Annotated in this window: 20 protein-coding genes and 1 other annotated feature; of the genes, 3 read left to right on the top strand and 17 right to left on the bottom strand. The window is 39.8% G+C overall.

Annotated elements, in window-relative coordinates; all coding sequences use genetic code 11:
• Nucleotides 1-39: 39 nt before the first annotated feature.
• The 9 genes from rpsG to NE558_RS07700 form a co-directional block, all read right to left on the bottom strand.
• On the bottom strand, nucleotides 40-510 hold the full coding sequence (gene rpsG / locus NE558_RS07740; RefSeq protein WP_066052503.1) for a 30S ribosomal protein S7: 471 nt from the start codon (nucleotides 508-510) through the stop codon (nucleotides 40-42).
• Nucleotides 511-661: 151 nt separating this feature from the next.
• Nucleotides 662-1,096 carry a 30S ribosomal protein S12 gene (gene rpsL, locus NE558_RS07735; protein ID WP_256149425.1) on the bottom strand — a complete coding sequence of 145 codons (435 nt, stop codon included), beginning with the start codon at nucleotides 1,094-1,096 and terminating at the stop codon, nucleotides 662-664.
• Nucleotides 1,097-1,544: 448 nt separating this feature from the next.
• On the bottom strand, nucleotides 1,545-2,303 hold the full coding sequence (locus NE558_RS07730) for an ABC transporter ATP-binding protein (RefSeq protein WP_256149424.1): 759 nt from the start codon (nucleotides 2,301-2,303) through the stop codon (nucleotides 1,545-1,547).
• 4 nt (nucleotides 2,304-2,307) lie between these two features.
• The gene (locus NE558_RS07725) at nucleotides 2,308-4,629 is read right to left on the bottom strand and encodes an ABC transporter permease (RefSeq protein WP_256149423.1); all 2,322 of its coding nucleotides are present in this window, start codon (nucleotides 4,627-4,629) and stop codon (nucleotides 2,308-2,310) included.
• A gap of 109 nt (nucleotides 4,630-4,738) precedes the next feature.
• Complete coding sequence (locus NE558_RS07720; protein ID WP_256149422.1) at nucleotides 4,739-5,383, bottom strand: TetR/AcrR family transcriptional regulator; 645 nt, start codon at nucleotides 5,381-5,383, stop codon at nucleotides 4,739-4,741.
• 378 nt (nucleotides 5,384-5,761) lie between these two features.
• A complete protein-coding gene (locus NE558_RS07715; RefSeq protein ID WP_256149421.1) occupies nucleotides 5,762-6,616 on the bottom strand; it encodes a MerR family transcriptional regulator in 855 nt (284 codons plus the stop codon).
• Between the two features lie 286 nt (nucleotides 6,617-6,902).
• On the bottom strand, nucleotides 6,903-7,277 hold the full coding sequence (locus tag NE558_RS07710) for a hypothetical protein (RefSeq protein ID WP_256149420.1): 375 nt from the start codon (nucleotides 7,275-7,277) through the stop codon (nucleotides 6,903-6,905).
• 290 nt (nucleotides 7,278-7,567) lie between these two features.
• Nucleotides 7,568-11,209: a DNA-directed RNA polymerase subunit beta' gene (gene rpoC / locus NE558_RS07705; RefSeq protein WP_256149419.1), complete on the bottom strand. Its 3,642-nt coding sequence runs from the start codon at nucleotides 11,207-11,209 to the stop codon at nucleotides 7,568-7,570.
• Between the two features lie 17 nt (nucleotides 11,210-11,226).
• Complete coding sequence (locus tag NE558_RS07700) at nucleotides 11,227-15,099, bottom strand: DNA-directed RNA polymerase subunit beta (RefSeq protein WP_256149418.1); 3,873 nt, start codon at nucleotides 15,097-15,099, stop codon at nucleotides 11,227-11,229.
• 738 nt (nucleotides 15,100-15,837) lie between these two features.
• On the opposite strand from NE558_RS07700, the gene NE558_RS07695 reads away from it, so the two are divergent.
• The gene (locus NE558_RS07695) at nucleotides 15,838-16,500 is read left to right on the top strand and encodes an epoxyqueuosine reductase QueH (protein ID WP_256149417.1); all 663 of its coding nucleotides are present in this window, start codon (nucleotides 15,838-15,840) and stop codon (nucleotides 16,498-16,500) included.
• Between the two features lie 22 nt (nucleotides 16,501-16,522).
• Nucleotides 16,523-17,407, top strand: a complete 885-nt coding sequence (locus tag NE558_RS07690; protein WP_256149416.1) for a DMT family transporter — start codon at nucleotides 16,523-16,525, stop codon at nucleotides 17,405-17,407.
• Nucleotides 17,408-17,570: 163 nt separating this feature from the next.
• On the opposite strand, the gene rplL is transcribed toward NE558_RS07690, so the two are convergent.
• The 8 genes from rplL to NE558_RS07650 all read right to left on the bottom strand — a co-directional run bounded on the left by rplL (nucleotide 17,571) and on the right by NE558_RS07650 (nucleotide 21,408).
• Complete coding sequence (gene rplL, locus NE558_RS07685) at nucleotides 17,571-17,930, bottom strand: 50S ribosomal protein L7/L12 (protein ID WP_256149454.1); 360 nt, start codon at nucleotides 17,928-17,930, stop codon at nucleotides 17,571-17,573.
• A 78-nt stretch (nucleotides 17,931-18,008) separates the two neighbouring features.
• A complete protein-coding gene (gene rplJ, locus NE558_RS07680) occupies nucleotides 18,009-18,503 on the bottom strand; it encodes a 50S ribosomal protein L10 (RefSeq protein WP_256149415.1) in 495 nt (164 codons plus the stop codon).
• A 21-nt stretch (nucleotides 18,504-18,524) separates the two neighbouring features.
• Nucleotides 18,525-18,646 (bottom strand) — a sequence feature (ribosomal protein L10 leader region).
• 57 nt (nucleotides 18,647-18,703) lie between these two features.
• A complete protein-coding gene (rplA, locus tag NE558_RS07675; protein ID WP_066052529.1) occupies nucleotides 18,704-19,399 on the bottom strand; it encodes a 50S ribosomal protein L1 in 696 nt (231 codons plus the stop codon).
• Between the two features lie 70 nt (nucleotides 19,400-19,469).
• Entirely contained in the window at nucleotides 19,470-19,895 is a 426-nt protein-coding gene (gene rplK, locus NE558_RS07670; protein ID WP_066052532.1) for a 50S ribosomal protein L11, read from the bottom strand.
• Between the two features lie 82 nt (nucleotides 19,896-19,977).
• Complete coding sequence (gene nusG, locus NE558_RS07665) at nucleotides 19,978-20,532, bottom strand: transcription termination/antitermination protein NusG (protein ID WP_066052535.1); 555 nt, start codon at nucleotides 20,530-20,532, stop codon at nucleotides 19,978-19,980.
• Between the two features lie 28 nt (nucleotides 20,533-20,560).
• On the bottom strand, nucleotides 20,561-20,818 hold the full coding sequence (gene secE, locus NE558_RS07660; RefSeq protein WP_256149414.1) for a preprotein translocase subunit SecE: 258 nt from the start codon (nucleotides 20,816-20,818) through the stop codon (nucleotides 20,561-20,563).
• 32 nt (nucleotides 20,819-20,850) lie between these two features.
• Nucleotides 20,851-21,015 (bottom strand): 50S ribosomal protein L33, encoded by a 165-nt coding sequence (gene rpmG, locus NE558_RS07655; protein WP_256149453.1) that lies wholly within the window; start codon nucleotides 21,013-21,015, stop codon nucleotides 20,851-20,853.
• A 141-nt stretch (nucleotides 21,016-21,156) separates the two neighbouring features.
• Nucleotides 21,157-21,408, bottom strand: a complete 252-nt coding sequence (locus tag NE558_RS07650; RefSeq protein WP_256149413.1) for a TIGR03905 family TSCPD domain-containing protein — start codon at nucleotides 21,406-21,408, stop codon at nucleotides 21,157-21,159.
• Nucleotides 21,409-21,938: 530 nt separating this feature from the next.
• On the opposite strand from NE558_RS07650, the gene NE558_RS07645 reads away from it, so the two are divergent.
• The gene (locus NE558_RS07645) at nucleotides 21,939-22,109 is read left to right on the top strand and encodes a 4Fe-4S binding protein (protein ID WP_256149412.1); all 171 of its coding nucleotides are present in this window, start codon (nucleotides 21,939-21,941) and stop codon (nucleotides 22,107-22,109) included.
• Nucleotides 22,110-22,661 lie beyond the last annotated feature (552 nt).

Below are 22,661 nucleotides of genomic sequence, written 5' to 3'. Positions count from 1 at the left end.
AATAGTATTTCCAAAACCTTTCGTATCCATTCCAATTTATTACCACTTGAAATGGGAGAACGCTTTGTTTGCATCTGCCATTTTGTGTGTTTCGTCTTTCTTCTTGCAAGCGCCACCTGCATTGCTTAATGCATCGATGAGCTCGTTGGCCAAACGGTCAACCATGGTCTTTTCGCCACGTTTTCTGGAATAAATGGTTAACCAGCGAAGACCCAGAGTCTGGCGTCTTTCAGGTCTAACCTCCATAGGAACCTGGTAAGTTGCACCACCTACACGGCGTGCTTTAACTTCCAATACAGGCATGATATTGCCCAAAGCTTCTTCGAAAGCCTCTAAAGCTTCTTTACCTGTCTTTTCTGCTACTTTGTCGAATGCACCATAAACGATCTTTTCAGCAACACCTTTCTTACCATCCAGCATAATGCTGTTGATAAGCTTTGTTACAAGTTTGCTATTGTAAACAGGGTCTGCTAAAACCTCTCTTTTCGCAACATGTCCTTTTCTTGGCACGATTCTTCCCTCCTTAATGAATAATCATATTCTCGGTACTTCACAGGCATGATACCTGTGTTTTCATGCCTTAACATTCAATGTATATCTCGTCTAAGCAATCGCAGATTGTATTGATCTGTATAAGGCATTTCTCATTTCTTCTATATTATTACTTCTTTGCTGCTGTTTTGCCTGCTTTGGGGCGTTTTGCGCCGTATTTGGATCTAGCCTGCATTCTCTTCGCAACACCTGCTGTATCCAATGTACCTCTGACGATGTGATAACGCACACCGGGAAGGTCCTTTACTCTACCGCCTCTGATCAAAACAACGCTATGCTCCTGAAGGTTGTGGCCTTCACCAGGGATATAAGCTGTTACTTCAATACCATTGGAAAGACGAACTCTGGCGATCTTTCTGAGCGCGGAGTTAGGCTTCTTAGGTGTGGAAGTCTTAACTGCTGTACATACACCACGTTTCTGAGGAGAAGAAACATCTGTTGCTTTCTTCTGCAGAGAGTTCAAGCCTTTCTGCAAAGCGGGTGCTGTTGATTTTTTCTCAATAGTCTTTCTGCCTTTTCTTACTAACTGATTAAACGTAGGCATTAATTGCACCTCCTTATAAAAATAAATACGATCTGCTCTTGCAATAATTTTGCCTTTTAGGTGTACAAATACAGGCACGCTTAGAAAAGCCCATAGTTGTAGACACTAGGAAATTCTATCATCCGGATTCTCAAAAGTCAAGGTTTTTCTGAAAAGCTAACCATTTTTCCCATTCTTTAAACATCATTTTCTATTTTTGCAGGAAAATGTCTTTTAAAATAAGAAAAATTTTTATTTTGAAGCTAGAAAAGTCACCGGTTTCATAAACGCCTTATGGAAATGGTTTCTATTATCGTACCCCCTTATCGTAGAATAAGAGATAACGACTGCTCCATTTGAAACAGCGTTACAGTAAGGAAGTTGTATTATTTATTTTAGCAATATCAAGCTATATTATAGGAAATCCCTTTCAAACACACTTCCTCAATATTATTATTGAGTGAGATACCTAAATATTAAAATCTCGCATTTTTAATACTATTTGATTTATTCTGCTCTCCATGTTAATCCCATCATACTTTCCTAAGAAAAGCTGAGATTCAATTTTACCGTCTTTCATAAACAAAACTCTTTCTGCCCTAGACGCCACCTTTGCATCATGGGTTACCAGCATAATAGCAGTCCCTTTTTTATGAATGTCTGAAAACAACTCCATAATTTCTTCTGAAGATTTGGAGTTAAGAGCACCAGTGGGTTCATCTGCAAACAAAATTTGAGGGTCGTTCATTAGTGCACGGCAAATGCCAGCACGCTGTAGCTGTCCACCAGATATTTCGTTGATGCCTCTATTCTCTAAATTGGATAGACCTGTATCTTTCAGTAGTTTTTTTGCTTTTGCTATTAAGTTTTTAGCATCTTTTTTGTTGTTTTGTAAGCTGGGAAGAATGATATTATCAAGAATATTCAAATTTTTAAGCATGGTAGGCTGCTGAAATACAAAGCCCATCTTTGTCCTGCGCATATCAGCAAGGGCATTCTCGTTTAATTGTGATAACGCTTGACCCTCAAATTCAATCTCTCCACTATCAATGGTGTCAGTGCCACTCAAAGCAAAAAGCAGTGTTGATTTCCCGCAGCCCGACGGCCCCATCACCCCTACAAATTCTCCAGCTGCTATTTCTATATCCACATTATTTAAAGCATTTGCCTTTTCCTGTCCTTTACCATAGGTCTTAACAATGCTTTTTCCACTGATTATTTTCTTCATAAGCCTACTCCTTAATATAATCCGGTATTTTAAATGAGGAAATACCCGAGATGCCTAGCCGTGTTGCAATCCCTACACTAGCCGCCATAAGAATCGGTGAAAATAGATATGCATACACAGGATTAATCACAAAACGGAATGAGGATGCACCGAAGGATGCAATCAGCCCAGCGCCCAAAAGTTCTCCCAATGTGTTTGCCAAAATTGTGCCAATCAATATACCCAAAATCAATACAGCGTACGCTCTAGCCAAATACTGGATACGAATTTCAGATGTTTTAAATCCCAGTGATTTCATTACAGCAATAGAATATCGTTCCTTTGTCAGAAGCATTTTCATAAAAAGAACCGTCACAAGCATGATGAGCATAATAGCAATCGCAATGGCTGCATAGGAAACCTTTTGTACTGCATCAATAATTCCTCCAAATGACTGTTTGACATACTCATCAATATCCGCCACCTTTGCATAAGAAAACTGCTCCTTGTACACAGCTACTTTTTCGGAAGCAGCCACCCCTCCATGGAGCCTCACCGGAATAATGCTCCAAAGGATCTTGCCTTCCTTCGTTTGAAAAATAGACTTTGCAGTTTTGCCGCCATTTGTAATATCCGAATATATACCGCATATGGTAAGGGCTTTTTCTCGTCCATCAACAATCAGTGTAATGGAATCATTGATACCTATATTCAAATCATCGGCAACAAATCGAGATATAGCAATCTCAGATTCATTCTTTGGTGCCCTGCCGGACGAATACTTGATTGGAAAAATAGAATGGTCTCCCAGCTCCACCTTAAGCTTCCCCAAAGTGCCATCCGCCTTAGGCATATCAAACATATAGCTTGTTAGTACGGTGTACGCTTCTATCTCTGAATCCTTTGCCATAAAGCTTGCGATCTCTTCAGTTCTTATACCAATATTATCCTTTTGCTGAATATCCATTCTCATATCACATTCACCTATGCCCATATAGGTCATGAAGTTCCGCTGAGAAATCGTATTGTAGATATTCTGTGGCACTATTATCAAAAAGCAGGAGATAACCAATACCAGAAGCATTGTAACATAAAGCTTTTTGCGTATCAAAACATCCTTAAGCCCAAGAAATATATTGGGTGAAAGCACCCCAATGCCAGACAGCCGAAATCCTCTAGCCACTTTTGATTTTTCCTGTGGTGCGCCGAAACGAATGGCCTCAGCAGCAGAAATTTTTTTGAAACGGCGTAAAACCCCATTCACATACAGTATCACAACGAAAAAGATAATGAAGACACTGAGCATACCAAACAACAAACCCAGTTCAGAGCCACCGGTCTCCCCCATATATAAACGCATATTTGCTAAGAAAGGCTCTTTTGCAAACAAGGAAAGTACAAAGCCTCCAATGCAGGCAATTCCTCCAAGGGCACCATATTTAGCCAGATACAACTGCCGAATGCTGTGTGTTCTAAGGCCAATTGCTTTCAGCACACCGATTTCTCGGTAATCCTCTTCTATTTTTGCCAGCAGTGTGAATCGGATACACAAGAAACTTACAATGATTACAAGTATGCTGACCAGTATTAACACTGCAATCATAATGCCATCATCAATGGCGTTTGCCATTTTGAACAAGGAATAGGTAATAGGAGGTGGACCATTTGACGGCATACCCTCAGAAAGATATAACGCTTCAAAAGCAGAAGCATCAGAAGGATCAGCAAAGCGAAACTCTATGAGATATTCCAGCTTCCCAAAATTCCTAACCAGATTAAAGTCAGCTTGGTTCACAAGAAAACGTTTTGAGGAAATCATTGAAGCATTCATTTGGGAATCCCGCACAAACCCGGCGACCGTAAAATGTACACCATGAATCACTATGCTGTCCCCCATGTGTACCTGACCACTTTTCATATAATAGATGGGTACATAAATCTCTCCTTTACCGGGTTTGATAATCTCTCCATCAAGATTGAGAAGAAAGTCAAATTGTTGACTTTGCATAGAAAGACCATTATCTTGTATAGAACCAGCTAGAGAATTCTCGCCGATAATTATCTCAGACCCTTCTATATTCAAAAAGGACGTAACTTGAAAATCTTTAATATTTTCCTGCTTATTTACAAAATTTGAAAGTTGCTGCAGATCTATCTCACCGGAATGCATCTGCAAAAAGTGAGGTGTCTTAGCATTTTCCATCATACCTTCAATAGAAGAAAAAAGGCTCACAGAAAGTATTGCCGCCATGGAAGTGAGCATTGTCGCTAACAAAATAAATACGGTAATAGTAATGGTGATAAGCTTGCTTTTCCTCATATCATTTAAAATTAGTTTTCGATACATATTTCACCTCAATTCTAAGTTGCCTAATCCAAAAAAGAACACGTCTTGCCAATTGTTATGCAAAACCCTATGAAACACAAACTTTAGAATCATTTGTTTGAAATAATGACTAAGCATCATTCTCATCCATATGAAACAACGTGATTACACTGTCAAAACACCCCGGCTCAGCCCCAAAAAGTCGTTCCAGATTAAAGATAAAAGCTCTGATTCTTTTTAATAATTCCTCACCAGTAAGCTTTTCAGAATAGTCATCAAACACGGTGTTCACATGAGCTACTACCATTTCCAAGCTCTCATAAGGATAAGGTGTATGAAATATCCCCTCTTTCATCCCATCTTCAATAATATCCATCAGGATAGGGGGTATGCCTTCCAGCATGGTTTGATGTGTTTTCTGATGCATTAAAGCATTCTGTGGTCTATGCATCTGTTGGGTAAGAACCCCTGGCGTTCCCTCTTTATCACCATTCATGGCCATTAACGTTTGAATTAATCGTTTCATAACCGGAATATTTCTATTCTTAGCAATCTGTTTTGCATCTTCTAAAAGTCTTTCGCAATGTCGCTCGATGAGCGCATCCAAAACATCTTCTTTTGACTTAAAATGATAATATACTGTCCCTCTTGCAATTCCCGCTTTTTCTATAATCGCACTGATTGTTGTACCGTCAAAGCCGTTTACGTTGAACAGCTCCTCGGCGGCGTCTAGTATCTCATTTTTACGCACATCGGCATCTTTAATGATCCGCATGTCATCGCCTCCTATTAGACTGAATGTCAGTTTAATTCTATGGGATGCATTGTCATTTGTCAATACATTTTTCACATGGCAATCCAGATAGAGAAGGGACTCCTCTTAACATTTTCTGCCTGCGCCAACTCTTAGCCAGATCGTACAACTTATCAATGTCAGCCCTACAGCTGTTCAAAGTATACCCAGAAAATCTAGCAATGATATATATAGGAGAAATAAGCATATTTTTAGTTCGCTCATCCTTCTGACAGGGTACACAGATATAGAATAACCATTCTATGAAAAAAGAAGTACCCCACTTTCCAGCAAGTGAGGTACCTTTACAAATATATTAAAATGTCTGACAGAATAATGAAACATTGAAGTTGCAACGTCTTAGCTAAAATAGGCTTTCACGGCTTTTCCAATGAACGCAGATGCACCTTCTCCGTATTTTTTATCGTTGACATTTATAAATATAGGATTGGTAAGGTAGTTATCCACCATCAAAGGCCAATAATTCTCCCCTAAATTCAGTCCATTATTGCTTTCATCACACCAGTCAATGAGTTTGCCAACCTTTTTTTGAATCTCTTCACTATAGACATCTTTGCATAAATCCTCCGTTAGCTTTCTGGTAAGGTAATCTGTTTTTTTAATCGATTCTTCTACGTCAACTGCCTCTGCATTAATCTGTAGGAATTTTTCTAAATTCTTTTTGGAAACTTCGGTAAACTTCTCAAGGCTTCCGTACTGTTTAATTGCATGTTGGGAAAGTTGGGATTCGTTTGATTTCAGCTCATTCACCATCTCATCAAATGTCTCTGTGCAACCATATTTGTTCACAATTTCATTGATATAAGCCTTTTTAAACTCATCTAATGCTTTAAAATAATCATCCATATCAAATTTTTCAAAACTCATTACATGCTCTCCTTTCTCCAATTTTTCCAATAGAATTAGTAATCCGTTCAACCGATCTCTTTTCATTTCAATAAATACCCTTTGTTTTTTGAAAGCTTCACTTTTATCAAATTTGGAATTATCCATGATTTCTTTTATTTCTTTCAAAGTAAAATCCAGTTCTTTAAAAAACAATATTTGCTGTAAAATTTCCAATGAAGCATCATCATATAATCTGTATCCGGCATCAGTGACCTCCGTTGGTTTAAATAAACCAATTTCATCATAGAATTGGAGTGTTCTGACGCTAACCCCCGTCAATGAAGAAACCTGTTTTACAGTTCTCATAATTTATCCTCCCTTCTGTGATTTAAGATAAGAGCTGATTATTTATTTCATCTCATCTTTACCTTTAGCATAATCTATCACGAAGGGTAAGAGTCAATGCTTTTTTAAATATTATTAATATATATCTATACTACGGTTGTTGTTTTCCATTTGGCTGTTTTCCTTATGTTTCTTTCTTAGGATAAAGGTTATCTGCTCTTTTATTTCTAGTCGCAAATAAGAGGATGTGTTTTCAGTTACAAAAAACAAATCCTCTCTCACCCTATTGTATGTCATTTATTCTAACCTAGATTTTTGATTCTGCATCACTATTTCCTGAATTCTTATGCACTATCACATTCTGAATGAAGTTGACGAAAAAATAGCCTATGAGCATGAGGGGAAGTGGTGGAAATGCAAATGGTATTCGATAGAAAACAAATAATGCAATTATGTTTATAACCAATAAAAAAAATGATACTTTCTTATTTGAGTTGCCCATCCAGTTTGCCAATACACAAATGAATCCACCAAACATGATATATACCAAAATGGTATAGACCATTAATGGCCAAATCGCAAAATGACGGCGTACATAATTGTTTATTATATGTAATATTGTAGAGTTGGAAAACGCAATTACTTCAAGCAAAATTAGCATAATTATATTTTGCAGCTTCAAGTTATCCCTCCTATTTCACATTATTTGAGGTTAATTTCTCAGAAATGACCGTGGTCATTATATCGAAACGCTAAACATAGACAAATTCATTATCTCCACGCTTAATTTATAAGTCAACCTTAATAATTCGACATTATTTTCATTTATCACCTGAAATATCTATGTTCTAGGGATTAAATACTTATTATATAAATTCATCATTTACTTAAATATTTTAAACTAATTGCATATTCTACTTTTTATAGCTATTAGAAAAGCCCCGCCAAAAGGCGGGGCTTTTCAGAAATTTATTAAATCATATCTTCGTCATCCATATAGATTTCATCATCTGAATAATCGCTTTCGCCACCATCAGGTTGAATTTCTATATTGCGGTATCTAGGCATACCTGTTCCTGCTGGAATCAGTTTACCAATAATAACATTTTCCTTCAGACCAATCAATGGATCAATCTTGCCCTTGATTGCAGCTTCCGTAAGAACTCTAGTTGTTTCCTGGAAGGATGCCGCAGACAAGAAGGAGTCTGTTGCCAAGGAAGCCTTCGTGATACCCAGAAGGACACGGGCACCGTTGGCAGGAGTCTTTCCTTCTGCTTCCAATGCAGCATTGGTATTCTCAAAAACAAGCCAGTCAACCAAGCTGCCGGGTAAGAATTCAGTATCGCCGTTTTCTTCGATTTTTACACGCTTCAGCATCTGACGCACAATAACCTCAATATGCTTATCGTTGATTTCTACACCCTGCAAGCGGTATACACGCTGAACTTCCTGAATCATATAATCCTGAACGCCGCGCAGACCTTTAATTTTCAAGATATCGTGAGGGTTTACACTACCTTCTGTGATTTCATCACCGGCTTCAACCATGTCACCATCATAAACCTTAATTCTGGAACCATAAGGAATTAAATAGTCCTTAATTTCTCCTGTTTCACGGCTTTCAATGGTAACTTCTCTCTTTTTCTTTGTATCCTTTAAGGTAATGCGACCGCCGAATTCTGCAATAATTGCAAGACCCTTAGGCTTTCTTGCCTCAAATAATTCCTCGACACGAGGGAGACCCTGGGTGATGTCATCCCCTGCAATACCACCGGTATGGAACGTACGCATGGTCAACTGTGTACCAGGCTCACCGATGGACTGCGCCGCAATAATACCAACGGATTCACCGATACGTACATATCTGCCGCTGGCCATATTGGCACCATAACACTTAGCGCAAATACCGATATTAGAACGGCAAGTCAATACAGTACGGATTAATACCTTCTTAATGCCTGCTTTTTCCACCTGTTCTGCTTGGTCAAAGGTAATCATAGTATCCTGAGGAACAATCAAATCACCTGTTTCAGGATGAATGATATCCAAAACAGACCATCTGCCACGGATTCTTTCCTGTAAGCCTTCAATCATTTCATTACCATCCATGAATGCGGATACCCATAAACCAGGTGCTTCCCTATCATTGTCTTCACAACAATCCCATTCACGAATAATAATATCCTGAGAAACGTCTACCAAACGACGAGTCAAGTAACCGGAATCGGCTGTTCTAAGCGCTGTATCTGTCAAGCCCTTTCTCGCACCATGGGCGGAGATAAAGTACTCCAATACAGATAAGCCTTCACGGAAGTTAGACTTGATAGGCAATTCGATGATACCACCAGAGGGGTTCGCCATCAAACCACGCATACCAGCCAACTGTTTAATCTGGCTGTTGGAACCACGGGCACCAGAGTTTGCCATCATATAAATGTTGTTATATTTACCCAGACCAGCCAACAAAGCCACAGTAATTTTCTCGTTGGCAATATTCCAAGCTTCAATAACCTTATTATGACGTTCTTCGTCGGTCATCAAACCACGTCTGAACTTTCTGGTAATCAATTCAACCTTTTCTTCTGCCTCAGCCAAGAATGCAGGTTTTTCCTTAGGAATTTCCATATCAGATACGGATACGGTTAAAGCTGCTTTTGTGGAGAACTTGTAACCCAAGGATTTAATCTTATCTAAAACCGCCGCTGTTTCAGTGGAACCACAACGATTGATACATCTGTTGATGATTTTACCAATCTGCTTTTTATCTACCAAGAAGTCGATTTCATAACGGAACTTATCTGCCTCGTCGGTTCTATCCACATAACCTAAAATCTGAGGGATTGCTTCATTGAAAATAATTCTACCCACAGTCGTACGAACCATACGAGCTTCTTTTACACCGCTAAAGGTTAATACTTTCTTCACACGAATGGCTTCATGCAACGTAATTTGATGATTATCGTAAGCAAGCATTGCTTCTTTTTCATCCTTAAAGGCCTTCATAATCAAATCGCCCTTAGCCTTTATTACATTACCTGCCCCATCCAGTAAATCTTCTTCATAACGGGCATTCAAATCTTCTCTTTCCAGTGTCAGATAATACATACCCAAAATCATATCCTGAGAAGGCACTGTAACTGGAGCACCATCAGAAGGCTTCAAGAGGTTGTTTGGAGAAAGCAGTAAGAAACGGCATTCTGCCTGAGCCTCTACAGAAAGAGGAACGTGAACAGCCATCTGGTCACCATCGAAATCGGCATTATAAGCGGTACATACCAAAGGATGCAGCTTAATTGCACGGCCTTCTACCAAAACAGGCTCAAAAGCCTGAATTCCCAATCTATGCAATGTTGGGGCACGGTTCAACATAACAGGATGCTCTTTGATAACATCCTCCAGTATATCCCAAACCTCAGTTTGCAATCTTTCTACCATTCGTTTTGCAGATTTGATGTTGTGAGCCAAGCCATCTTCCACCAGCTTTTTCATAACGAAAGGCTTAAACAATTCGATAGCCATTTCCTTTGGCAAGCCGCACTGGAAAATTTTCAATTCAGGGCCAACAACGATAACGGAACGACCTGAGTAGTCAACACGCTTACCCAAAAGATTCTGGCGGAAACGACCCTGCTTACCTTTGAGCATATCGGAAAGAGATTTCAATGCACGGTTACCGGGACCTGTTACAGGTCTGCCACGTCTGCCGTTGTCAATCAAAGCATCCACCGCTTCTTGCAGCATTCTCTTTTCGTTTCTAACAATAATATCAGGTGCACCCAAATCCAAAAGTCTCTTCAAACGGTTATTTCTGTTAATTACACGTCTATACAAATCGTTCAAGTCACTTGTAGCAAAACGACCACCATCCAGCTGAACCATAGGTCTGATATCAGGAGGAATGACAGGAATAACATCCAAAATCATCCATTCTGGTTTGTTTCCGGAAATTCTGAAGCTTTCAATTACCTCCAGCTTTTTGATAATACGAACTCTCTTCTGTCCTGCTGTGGTTTCCAAGTCCCTTTTCAGCTCAACAGATTCCTTTTCCAAATCAATATCCATCAACAATTGCTTTACTGCTTCCGCACCCATGGCAGCAACAAAGGTGTTGCCAAATTTATCATATGCCTCTCTGTACTCTCTTTCGCTCAAAAGCTGCTTATACTGCAACTCTGTGTTGCCCGCATCCAGCACAACGTAGGAAGCAAAATACAAAATTTTCTCCAAAGCTCTGGGGCTCATAGCAAGAATTAAACCCATTCTGGAGGGGATACCCTTGAAGTACCAGATATGAGAAACAGGAGCCGCCAATTCGATATGGCCCATTCTTTCACGTCTTACCTTCGCCTTGGTAACCTCAACACCACAGCGATCGCAAATAACGCCTTTGTAACGAATTCTCTTATATTTACCACAGTGGCATTCCCAGTCCTTAGTAGGTCCGAAAATTCTCTCACAAAAAAGACCATCCTTTTCAGGCTTTAATGTTCTGTAGTTAATTGTTTCAGGTTTTTTAACCTCGCCTCTTGACCACTCACGGATTTTTTCGGGAGACGCCAAACCAATCTTAATGGAATCAAATACGATTCCCTGTTCATTTTTCTGTGCATTCATGGCTGTGTTCTCCTTTCTTACTCCTCATCCAAAAATTCGTCTTCCAGCAGGTCTTCTTCGAACTCTTCCTCAACCAAATCATCGGTTTCAGTTTCCACTTCTCCTTCAACGCCTTCTTCGCCGTCAAAGAGGAAGTCAACCAATTCCTCTTCCGCTGTCAAAGGTCTTGGACGACGATAGTCTTGTTCTTCTGGATCAAACCCATCAATATTGACATTCAGATCATCCACTTCCTCAATGGATTCTTTGATCTCAACCTCGGTTTGGTCTTCACGCAACACACGAATATCCAACGCTAAGGACTGCAATTCCTTCAGCAATACCTTGAAGGATTCAGGCACGCCGGGTTCAGGGATATTTTCACCCTTAACAATAGATTCGTAAGTCTTAACACGACCAACAATATCGTCAGATTTCACAGTCAAGATTTCCTGAAGAGTATAAGCCGCGCCGTATGCTTCCAGCGCCCAAACTTCCATTTCACCGAAACGCTGACCGCCAAACTGTGCCTTACCACCCAAAGGCTGCTGTGTAACTAAGGAGTAAGGGCCTGTGGAACGAGCATGAATCTTATCATCAACCAAATGGTGGAGTTTCAAATAATGCATGAAACCGATGGTTACACGGTTATCGAAAAATTCACCGGTACGACCGTCACGCAAGGAAACTTTACCGTCTCTGGAAAGGGCAACACCCTTCCACTCTTCTCTGTGATCTCTATTTGCATAAAGCTCATCAAGCACGTCACCTTGCAATAAAGGCTTCCATTTATCGGAGAATTCATCCCAGCTTGTATTTACATAGTCGTTGGCCATTTCCAACGTATCCATAATATCAATCTCGTTTGCACCATCAAATACTGGTGTGCTGATTTTCCAGCCCAAAGCCTTTGCCGCTAAGGAAAGGTGGGTTTCCAATACCTGACCAATATTCATACGAGAAGGAATACCCAGAGGATTCAAAACGATATCCAAAGGTCTGCCATTTGGCAGGAAAGGCATATCTTCCACAGGGAGCACGCGGGAAACAACACCCTTGTTACCATGACGACCCGCCATTTTATCACCAACAGAAATTTTTCTCTTTTGGGCAATATAAACACGAACCAGCTGGTTTACACCGGGGCCTACATCGTCGCCGTTTTCTCTTGTAAAGATTTTCACGTCCACAATAATACCTGTTTCACCGTGAGGTACACGCAGGGAGGTATCTCTAACCTCTCTTGCCTTCTCTCCAAAAATCGCGCGAAGAAGTCTTTCTTCTGCAGTCAGTTCTGTTTCACCCTTAGGTGTTACTTTACCAACCAAAATATCGTTAGGGCGAACTTCAGCACCAATACGAACGATACCTCTTTCATCCAAATCTTTCAGAGCATCATCACCAACGTTGGGAATATCTCTTGTGATTTCTTCAGGTCCCAGCTTCGTGTCTCTGGCGTCAGCTTCAAATTCACTGATATGAACAGAGGTATAAACATCTTCCTGAACCAATCTTTCGCTGAGCAAAACAGCATCCTCGTAGTTGTAACCTTCCCATGTCATAAATCCGATAAGGGGGTTTTTACCCAATGCCAACTCACCCTGACATGTGGATGCTCCATCGGCAATAATCATGCCCGGCTCCACCCTGTCGCCAACATTGATAATAGGCTTCTGGTTTAAGCAAGTGCTCTGGTTACTTCTTTGATATTTTACCATTTTGTATCTGTCTCTTTGAGATGCATCATTGCGTACAACAATTTCATCTGCAGAAATTCTCTCAACCACACCGCCATTTTTTGCGATAACACAAATACCTGAGTCCTTTGCGGTTTTATATTCCATACCTGTACCAACAATAGGAGAATCTGTCACCATCAAAGGCACAGCCTGACGCTGCATGTTAGAGCCCATCAGCGCACGGTTCGCATCGTCATTTTCCAAGAAAGGAATCAGAGCTGTCGCAACAGAAACCATCTGCTTGGGAGAAACGTCCATCAAGTGAATCTGATTTTGGTCAACCTCGATAATTTCCTCTTTGTGACGACCGGTTACCTTTTTGTGAACAAAGTGACCATCATCATCCAAAGGTTCATTGGCCTGAGCAACGTTATAGTTTTCTTCCTCATCAGCAGTTACATATATAAATTCCTCTGTAACACGAGGTTCATCACCGCTGTTGTCCACCTTTCTGTAAGGTGCTTCAATGAAACCATACTCGTTAATTCTTGCAAAGGTAGCAAGGGTATTAATCAAACCGATGTTAGGGCCTTCTGGTGTCTCAATGGGGCACATTCTACCATAATGAGAATGGTGAACGTCTCGAACCTCGAAGCCCGCTCTTTCTCTTGACAAACCACCGGGTCCCAATGCGGACAGACGACGCTTATGTGTCAATTCGGATAGAGGGTTATTCTGATCCATAAACTGAGATAACTGAGAGCTGCCGAAGAACTCTTTAATGGCAGCAGTTACAGGACGAACGTTTACCAGCGCCTGTGGTGTAACTACAGCTAAATCTTGGGTTGTCATTCTTTCCCTTACCACTCTCTCCATTCTGGAAAGACCGATACGGAATTGGTTTTGCAGCAATTCGCCAACGGAGCGAATACGTCTGTTGCCCAAGTGGTCAATATCATCCACATTTCCATATGCATAATCCAAATGTAATACATAGTTAATAGATGCAAAGATATCTTCCAATGTAATATGCTTTGGAATCAATTCATGAATGTTTTCCTTAATTGCAGCTGCCACTTCTTCTGGGCTTTGATATTCTTCCAGAATGCGCATCAATAACGGATAGTACACCATTTCTCTGATGCCTAAATCCTCTGCCTTCAAACCAAACTCTTCAATGTAGCCATCAATTTCAACAGCCTGATTGCTTAAAACCTTCAGTGTTCTATCTTCAACTTCAACATATACGCTGCGGACACCTGTGTTCTGAATTTCTTCACACATATCCATTGTTAAAATAGTACCTGCCTCGGCAACCACTTCACCTGTCATAGGGTCAACAATATTTTGCGCAAGCTTTGCACCACGAATGCGGTTTTTCAAAGCAAGTTTCTTATTGAATTTGTAGCGTCCAACCTTCGCCAAATCATAACGCTTAGGATCAAAGAACATACCATCCAACAAGGACTTGGAGCTCTCTACAGTAGGAGGCTCACCGGGACGAAGTTTCTTATAAATTTCAATTAAGCCTTCTTCATGGTTCTTGGAAATATCTTTTTCCAGGGTAGCCAAAATTTTAGGCTCTTCACCAAACATTTCGAGAATTTCAGCATCTGAACCAATACCCATTGCGCGAATCAAAACAGTAACGGGTACCTTTCTGGTACGATCCACACGAACATAAAAAACATCATTGGAATCTGTTTCATATTCCAGCCACGCACCTCTATTGGGGATTACAGTGGCAGAGATCAGCTTTTTGCCGACCTTATCATAATCAGAAGCATAGTAAATGCCGGGAGAACGAACAAGCTGGCTAACAATAACACGTTCCGCACCATTAATAATAAAGGTACCGGTTTCGGTCATCAAAGGGAAATCCCCCATAAAAATTTCCTGTTCCTTTAATTCATCCATTTCTCTATTGTAAAGTCTTGCCTTCACCTTGAGGGCTGCCGCAAAGGTTGCATCCCGCTCTTTACATTCTTCAATGGAGAATTTAGGTTCGGAATCCAGTGAAAAATCAATGAACTCCAATACAAGATTGCCGCTAAAGTCTGTAATTGGAGAAACATCCTCAAATACTTCCTTCAGCCCCTCACTTAAAAACCACTGGTAGCTGTTTTTCTGCACTTCAATCAAATTGGGCATTTCCAAAACCTCATTGATTCTGGAATAGCTCAATCTGGTTGTGTCGCCCAAACGGAGTGCATGAATTCTGTTTTTTTCCATCTTGTCACCTCTCGAAATAATGATTGCATCGACATAAACACCGCTTCCATACAAGCAAGCGAAAAAGGGTTATCCCCCTGTCTGGACACAAAAAATTTAGAACTGCTTAAACAAAGCTAGACCTTTGCCTGCTCCGCCTTTGATCAGCGGCCATGACAAAAGCCTCTTTCTTTAAGAAATTCTAATCCTTACCATTGAGTATTAGGCCAAAAAAAGCCTCACCCTCGTATATATTGAACAAAAAACAACCCCCCATAAATCATAAAACAGTTCAGTTTACCTAGTAAAATAGGCAAATTCAACCAAAAATCAATCGGATACCAAAAATCTGTTGAACTTTAATTTCCATTGTGTTATACTGCTTTTAAGTTGGGACATTGTCCATGTTCGCCAATGTGTGAAATATTTTACCATTTTTGCGGCTTGCTGTCAAGCCCCTTTTTTATTGGCTTTTTCAAGGATTTTCTGCTTTTTATCAATCTCCTAAACCCTGAGCGTTTTTCCATTCTATTTTATCTCCGATTTTTCTGTCGAATTACCTCTAAATTTGAATTTGCACTAATTTTTTAGTTATTACAAGCAAATATTTAGTAATATTTTTAACTACGGTTTTCTAAAAATAGATCATTTTTGTAAGAAAATATTGTACTTTTTTTAATACATTATTATTTCCCCTCATATCTTCCTTACTTTTATTGCAAAAAGTTATAAAAAGCTATATAGTTTTCAATGAGGTGAATGATTGTGACCAAAGAAAATTATCAGCATATATTAGAAAAGACCTTAAAACAATTAGAGCAAACAAAGAAACGACCAAGCTTATTGTTGCATAGCTGTTGCGCTCCTTGTTCCTCTTACGTTTTGGAATATCTGTCTACTTATTTCGATATTACTATTTTTTATTACAACCCCAATATCGCTCCTTTTGAAGAGTTTGCTATCCGTGCACAGGAGCAGCAAAAATTATTAAAGGAGATGTCCTTAGCGTCCCCCGTCTCCTTTTTATTAGGGACGTATGACTCCCCATCCTTCTTTGCCCTAGCGAAAGGACACGAGAAGGAACCCGAAGGCGGGCCTCGCTGTAAAGCATGCTACCAACTTCGTCTGCGCAAAACTGCAGAGGAAGCAAAAAAGGAAGGCTTTGATTATTTCACCACCACCCTTAGCATCAGCCCCCATAAGGACGCCCAAGCACTGAATCAAATCGGCAAGGAATTATCAGAAGAATATGATATCCCTTATTTATTTTCAGACTTCAAAAAACGAGATGGCTATCGCCGTTCCTGTCAATTATCTGAAACTTATGGTCTTTACCGACAGGATTATTGCGGCTGCCCCTATTCAAAACTAGAGGCAGAACTGCGCAGTCATGGTAATTCTACCCAGAATTCCCATAATTGAAACATAGAAAGGATCTGTAAATATGAGTCAACGTCAAAAGGGCATCTTGTGCATCATTCTGTCCTCTTTTTCTTTCGCCTTGATGAATCTCTTTGTTCACATGGCAGGGGAATTGCCCTCAATTCAAAAGAGCTTTTTCCGAAATTTTGTTGCAATGCTGTTTGCCCTTGCAATCTTACTTAAGGAAAAGCCCGTTGTCTCTTTAGACAAAGAGTCCAAGAGATATTTAATCTACCGTTCAGTATTTGGTACCATTGGCATCGTATGTAATTTTTATGCTGTTGACCATATGTTGCTCTCAGATGCATCCTTACTGAATAAAATGTCACCGTTTTTTTCCGTTTTATTTGCAATACTATTTTTGAAGGAAAAAATCAATTTATTTCAACTTTTCTCGATTATCTTTGCTTTTATCGGGGCTCTATTTGTAATTAAACCGACTGGAATAAATCTAAACACCCTTCCTGCTTTTGTTGGTCTATTCGGGGGGATTTGTGCAGGAGCCGCTTACACCTTCGTGCGAGCAATGGGTCAAAGAGGGGTACAGGGACCTGTTATCGTATTCTTTTTTTCCGCCTTCTCCTGTTTGGTTACATTGCCTTACTTGCTCTTTCAATACCATCCCATGAGCCTTTACCAAATAGCTATGTTGCTTCTTACAGGACTTGTAGCAACCGGTGGGCAATTTGGTATTACTGCCGCTTATTGCTACGCACCTGCAAAGGAAATATCCGTTTTTGACTACTCTCAGATTCCCTTTGCCGCTTTATTGGGTTTTGTATTTTTTGGTCAAATTCCCGATATATATAGTTGGCTTGGCTATTTTATTATTTGTGGTACCGCTCTGGCAATGTTTTTATATTTAAACGAACATCTTCATAAAAGCAAGGAACTCATTACCAAATAATAAAGTAAGGATTTCACCATAAGTTAATCAATATGCATGAGATAAGATGTGCAATTCTTTTCGACTTCATCACGAAACCCATGATCTTGTTGCAACATTTCAAATCATTCCGCAAAAAACCCCGAAAACACATTGTTTTCGGGGTTTTTATTCTGGCTTTTAATTACTTCAATGTAATCTTTGCGCCTACTTCTTCCAACTTAGCTTTGATAGCTTCAGCTTCTTCTTTGGAAGCCTGTTCTTTCAGAACCTTAGGAGCGCCGTCTACAGCTTCCTTAGCTTCTTTCAAGCCAAGGCCTGTTACTTCACGAACAACCTTAATAACTTTGATCTTTTCAGCGCCAACTTCTGTTAATTCAACGTCGAATTCTGTTTTTTCTTCAGCTGCAACTGCAGGGCCAGCTGCTACTGCTACACCAGCTGCTGCGGATACGCCGAATTCTTCTTCTGCTGCCTTTACCAAGTCATTCAGTTCTAATACTGTAAGTTCTTTTACAGCTGCAATAATTTCTTCAATTGTCAATTTTGCCATTTTAAAGCACCTCCGGTTAATTTTTGTATATACCTGATTTCATTAAAACAGGTAATTTTTTTTGATAGATTATTCTGCTGCCGCATCTTTCTTTGCGATCTGATCGATAACGCGTGCGAAAGAGGACATAGGGCTCTTGAAGCTGCCCAAAAGCTTGGAAAGCAATACATCTTTGGAAGGGATATCAGCAACAAGCTTCATGCCTTCAGCGTCATATACAACGCCTTCAATTACACCAGCTTTAAATTCCAAAGCCTTTGCATCTTTCGCAATCTTGTTCAGGATTGCTGCTGCTGCAGTTGCTTCGCCATAGCTGAATGCGAATGCACTAGGGCCGGACAGATACTGATCCAAACCTTCAAATTGTGTACCTTGAATTGCAAAGTGTACCATTGTGTTTTTGTAAACTTTATAGTCAACACCTGCTTCTCTCAGCTGCTTTCTAAGAACTGTGTCCTGATCAACAGTCAAGCCTCTTGCGTCTACCATTACTACGGAAGCCGCTTTTTCCAGCTTTTCTTTGATTTCATTAACGACAACCTGCTTCTGTTCAATCTTTGCCATGTTTACACCTCCTTAAATCCTTTATAGATAAAGAAAGCCTCTTTGCACATAGACAAAGAGGCTTATAGCTCAATTTCAGCAATCTCCTCGGCAGGATTTATGCAAAATGCACCTGCTGTCTACGGCACTATTCGGTTTTTTCTTTTCAACTTGTTTATTATACTAAATAACCAAGCATCCGTCAAGAGCTTTCTTCGAGATTACTCAGAAATTTTCGCAGGGTTAACCTTTACACCAGGGCCCATTGTTGTAGATAATACTACACTCTTTAAATACTGACCCTTTGCTGCGGAAGGTTTTGCTTTTATGATAGCACTCATCAGCGTCTGGAAGTTTTCTTCCAGCTTCTCGGAACCAAAAGATACCTTGCCTACGGGAACATGAATGATATTTGTCTTGTCCAAGCGGTATTCAATCTTACCTGCTTTAATATCGTTAATAGCCTTTGTAACGTCCATAGTTACAGTGCCAGCCTTGGGGTTAGGCATCAAGCCTTTGGGACCCAATACACGGCCTAAACGACCAACAACACCCATCATGTCAGGTGTTGCAACAGCAACATCGAATCCAAACCAGTTATCATTCTGGATTTTGGGGATCAAATCTTCTGCTCCTACGAAATCTGCGCCAGCTGCTAAAGCTTCTTCTGCTTTATCACCTTTTGCGAATACCAATACACGAACTGTTTTGCCTGTACCGTGTGGAAGAACAACAGCACCACGAACCTGCTGATCAGCATGTCTGCTGTCAACACCCAAACGAATATGCGCCTCTACTGTTGCATCGAACTTTGTTACAGATGTTTTCTGAACCAAATCGATTGCATCATTTGTATCGTAAAGCATTGCCTTATCAACGAGTTTTGTAACCTCGTTATATTTTTTTCCTCTTTTCACTTTCGTGACCTCCTTATGTGGTAATATCGGGAGAATTCCCTCCCACTTCTGCCGTCAAATCAGTCGGCTATTATTCTTCAACAACGATACCCATGCTTCTTGCTGTACCGCAAATCATGCTGTATGCAGTATCAATATTGGCTGCATTCAAGTCGGGCATTTTCAGCTCTGCAATTTCCATAACCTTAGCTTTGGAAACCTTAGCAACTTTTGTTTTGTTGGGTACGCCGGAACCGGATTCAATACCGCAAGCCTTTTTCAAAAGAACTGCTGCAGGGGGTGTTTTTGTAATGAAAGTGTAGCTTCTATCCTGATATACAGTAATAACAACAGGGATAATTAAACCTGCTTGAGAAGCTGTTCTTTCGTTGAATTCTTTACAAAAGCCCATGATGTTAACACCATGCTGACCTAACGCAGGACCAACAGGAGGAGCGGGTGTTGCCTTCGCTGCTGGAATCTGTAATTTGATATAACCTGTTACCTTCTTTGCCATGATTGGCACCTCCTATAAATGTGGTAATTAGCGGGGATTTTCCCTCCCACCTGGCGGCTTGCCGCCTTATGAAACGTTGACTTTAAATCTTGGTGATCTGAGTGAAATCAAGCTCAACCGGTGTTTCTCTGCCGAAGATGGAAAGACTGACCACAACGATTTTCTTATTGGTATTGATTTCTTTAATCTGACCAACAGAATCCGCAAAAGGTCCGGAAACAACACGGACAGGCTCGCCCAATGCTATATCCAGATTTTCCACCTCGCCACCAATACCCATTGCTCTTACTTCCATATCGGTCAAAGGCACAGGCTTGGAACCGGGGCCAACAAAACTTGTAACGCCTCTTGTGTTTCTGACTACATACCAGGTTTCATCGTTCATAATCATTTTTATCAGCACATAGCCGGGAAAGACCTTGCGCTGAACAGTTTTTTTCTGTCCGTCCTTAATCTCCACAACATCCTGCAAAGGTACACTGATCTCGTGAATTTGATCTTGCATGCCTCTGTTTTCAACCGTTTTTTCAATATTGGCCTTAACTTTGTTTTCATACCCAGAATAGGTATGTACAACGTACCATTTTGATTCGGCAGATATTTTAATTTCTTCTGGCTTGTTGATTTCTTCAGACATAATACCATCCTTTTTCTACTCGATTTGTTTAACCCAAAAGTCCGATAATCCCACTGTATCCGGCTGAGAATACCGAATCCATACAAAAAATGAGAACACCGAGAATTAGGGAAGTAACAATAACGGTAAACGTTTTCTTCGCAATTTCAGGACGGCTGGGCCAAATAATTTTTTTAAATTCAGCCTTGTACTCCGCGAAGCCATCTCTGTCACTGTTTTTCTTTACTTGCTTCGGCTTTGCTTGTTTCGTTTCGCTCGTTTGGTTAATGTTTTGCTTTTCTTCCATACGTTCACTTCCTTTGTCGGAATTTCCCCTACTTACTTTGTTTCTTTGTGTAATGTATGGGCTTTACAGAACTTACAATACTTTTTGATTTCCATTCTGTCAGGCATAGTTTTCTTGTCCTTGGTAGTGCTGTAATTTCTCTGTTTGCACTCTGTGCAGGCTAAGGTAATTCTTGTTCTCAAGCTCTCCACCTCCATTGCTGATGATATTTTTTTGTACATAAAAAAAAGACCTGCGTCTTCTAGTTCAGAATAACACAAGTCTATTTCAATTGTCAACAACAATTCATGGAAAATACAACTTTTTTCTGCAAAATGAGCAGTATTTGCAAAAATATGTTATTGATTGTTTATAAACTCCTCCAAAGCCTCTGCCAACTGATCGGGACAGCTGCTTTCTCTCATCCCACAAGAAATCCCCTTTAACCTCTTTGCAGCCTCGTCCGGCGTCATACCCTCAGCCAATGCTGCCAAGCCCTTATGGTTGCCATCACAGCCGCCAATAAAGGATACGTTTTTCACCACGCCATCTTCTACATCAAATTCCAACTTCGTGGCACAAATCCCTTTCGTATTATAGCTATAATGCATCCTTTATCCCCCTTGCTTTTCGAATACTGTAACAGCATATCACACAATCCGGCATAATTCAATATTTTTCAGCTTCCTCTGTTGGCTTAAACTGGTTTAAATAGCCTCATTCCAGCTAATTCTGCCTTTTAGATCACCCTTTGATTTTTATTAAACGTAAATTTTACTTTTTGTAGAGGTTATAACATTCACGTTTTTCAGCTAAAAAACTGTTTAAAATTAAAGTGACATTATTATAGGAAGAAAGTCATGGAATCATGCCTTGTTTGCAACAATTTTTCTAGGTGAAAATTTCTACCAATCGAATCTTAACACAATGGGTTCATGTCAAATACCAATCAAAGATTTTGTCGATAAAAATTGAGAAATCCCTATTATTTCACCATACTACGTATTAAAATCAATTCAAATTTATTGTATAATATTACATTTTTTTATGTTTTTTTCTCTGCAAATTTTAAATATCCCTTGCACATTGTAATATTTTGATATACAATAGGCTTTGTAGAATGAAGAAGGAGGTGTTTTAAATGGCTCACAAAATCGGACCTGAATGTATCGGTTGTGGCGCTTGTGCTGGCGAATGTCCTACAAGCTGTATCGTTGACGCTGGCGGTGTTTTTGAAATTAAATCTGCTGATTGCATCGATTGCGGTACATGTGTTGGTGCCTGTCCTACAGGTGCAATTAAACCCGAATAATTTTTACTTAGAAAAGTGGGCTTTTTGTCCACTTTTTTATTTTATAGAGTTATACCAATCCCCTAAATACAATAGGTTTACAAACATGCTATATAAAGCATTATTTTTCTGTAAGACTCTTTTTATATCCTATTTTTACAATAGATAGATTTTCTTCTCCCGAAGAAAACAGTGAAGAGCCATTTCCTTTTCAAACTACTTTGGTAAATTTCAAATTACATTCCTAGATATTTGAAGTTCTTCACAAAATAATTCCGGTGTTATACAGATTTTAGCATTAGGGTTCACCTCTTTTTTAAAATCATCTCTCACAAATTCTTTATCCCTCACCCATTTTCTTGTCCTACTCATATCCCTTTTTAAATAGCCTCTAATCTTACTTAAAAGCTCTTGATTTTTCAATAAGCACCTAAAAATCACCTACTGTCTGTTCTCGCATCTTTATTCATATTTATACATAGCATTTCATTCTGAATCAAAATATAGCTCCTGCTTACTTTAAAATAATTTCTTCCAAAATCCGCATGCAATCCTATACACTTTTAATCTTTA

This window comes from Anaerotignum propionicum (assembly GCF_024461735.1).
Classification (GTDB): Bacteria; Bacillota; Clostridia; order Lachnospirales; family Anaerotignaceae; genus Chakrabartyella.
Note: the sequence above shows the minus strand (reverse complement) of the source record. Positions and strands in the feature narration are given on the sequence as shown.

Excerpts from the sequence above, each read along its gene's own strand:
- secE (WP_256149414.1), bottom strand. The coding sequence starts at position 20,818 with ATGGAAGAAAAGCAAAACATTAACCAAACGAGCGAAACGAAACAAGCA.
- NE558_RS07715 (WP_256149421.1), bottom strand. The coding sequence starts at position 6,616 with ATGAGAACTGTAAAACAGGTTTCTTCATTGACGGGGGTTAGCGTCAGA.
- nusG (WP_066052535.1), bottom strand. The coding sequence starts at position 20,532 with ATGTCTGAAGAAATCAACAAGCCAGAAGAAATTAAAATATCTGCCGAA.
- NE558_RS07650 (WP_256149413.1), bottom strand. The coding sequence starts at position 21,408 with ATGCATTATAGCTATAATACGAAAGGGATTTGTGCCACGAAGTTGGAA.
- NE558_RS07725 (WP_256149423.1), bottom strand. The coding sequence starts at position 4,629 with ATGTATCGAAAACTAATTTTAAATGATATGAGGAAAAGCAAGCTTATC.
- NE558_RS07645 (WP_256149412.1), top strand. The coding sequence starts at position 21,939 with ATGGCTCACAAAATCGGACCTGAATGTATCGGTTGTGGCGCTTGTGCT.
- NE558_RS07690 (WP_256149416.1), top strand. The coding sequence starts at position 16,523 with ATGAGTCAACGTCAAAAGGGCATCTTGTGCATCATTCTGTCCTCTTTT.
- rpmG (WP_256149453.1), bottom strand. The coding sequence starts at position 21,015 with ATGGAGGTGGAGAGCTTGAGAACAAGAATTACCTTAGCCTGCACAGAG.
- NE558_RS07720 (WP_256149422.1), bottom strand. The coding sequence starts at position 5,383 with ATGCGGATCATTAAAGATGCCGATGTGCGTAAAAATGAGATACTAGAC.
- rplK (WP_066052532.1), bottom strand. The coding sequence starts at position 19,895 with ATGGCAAAGAAGGTAACAGGTTATATCAAATTACAGATTCCAGCAGCG.
- NE558_RS07695 (WP_256149417.1), top strand. The coding sequence starts at position 15,838 with ATGATTGTGACCAAAGAAAATTATCAGCATATATTAGAAAAGACCTTA.
- NE558_RS07730 (WP_256149424.1), bottom strand. The coding sequence starts at position 2,303 with ATGAAGAAAATAATCAGTGGAAAAAGCATTGTTAAGACCTATGGTAAA.
- rplJ (WP_256149415.1), bottom strand. The coding sequence starts at position 18,503 with ATGGCAAAGATTGAACAGAAGCAGGTTGTCGTTAATGAAATCAAAGAA.
- NE558_RS07700 (WP_256149418.1), bottom strand. The coding sequence starts at position 15,099 with ATGGAAAAAAACAGAATTCATGCACTCCGTTTGGGCGACACAACCAGA.
- rpoC (WP_256149419.1), bottom strand. The coding sequence starts at position 11,209 with ATGAATGCACAGAAAAATGAACAGGGAATCGTATTTGATTCCATTAAG.
- rpsL (WP_256149425.1), bottom strand. The coding sequence starts at position 1,096 with ATGCCTACGTTTAATCAGTTAGTAAGAAAAGGCAGAAAGACTATTGAG.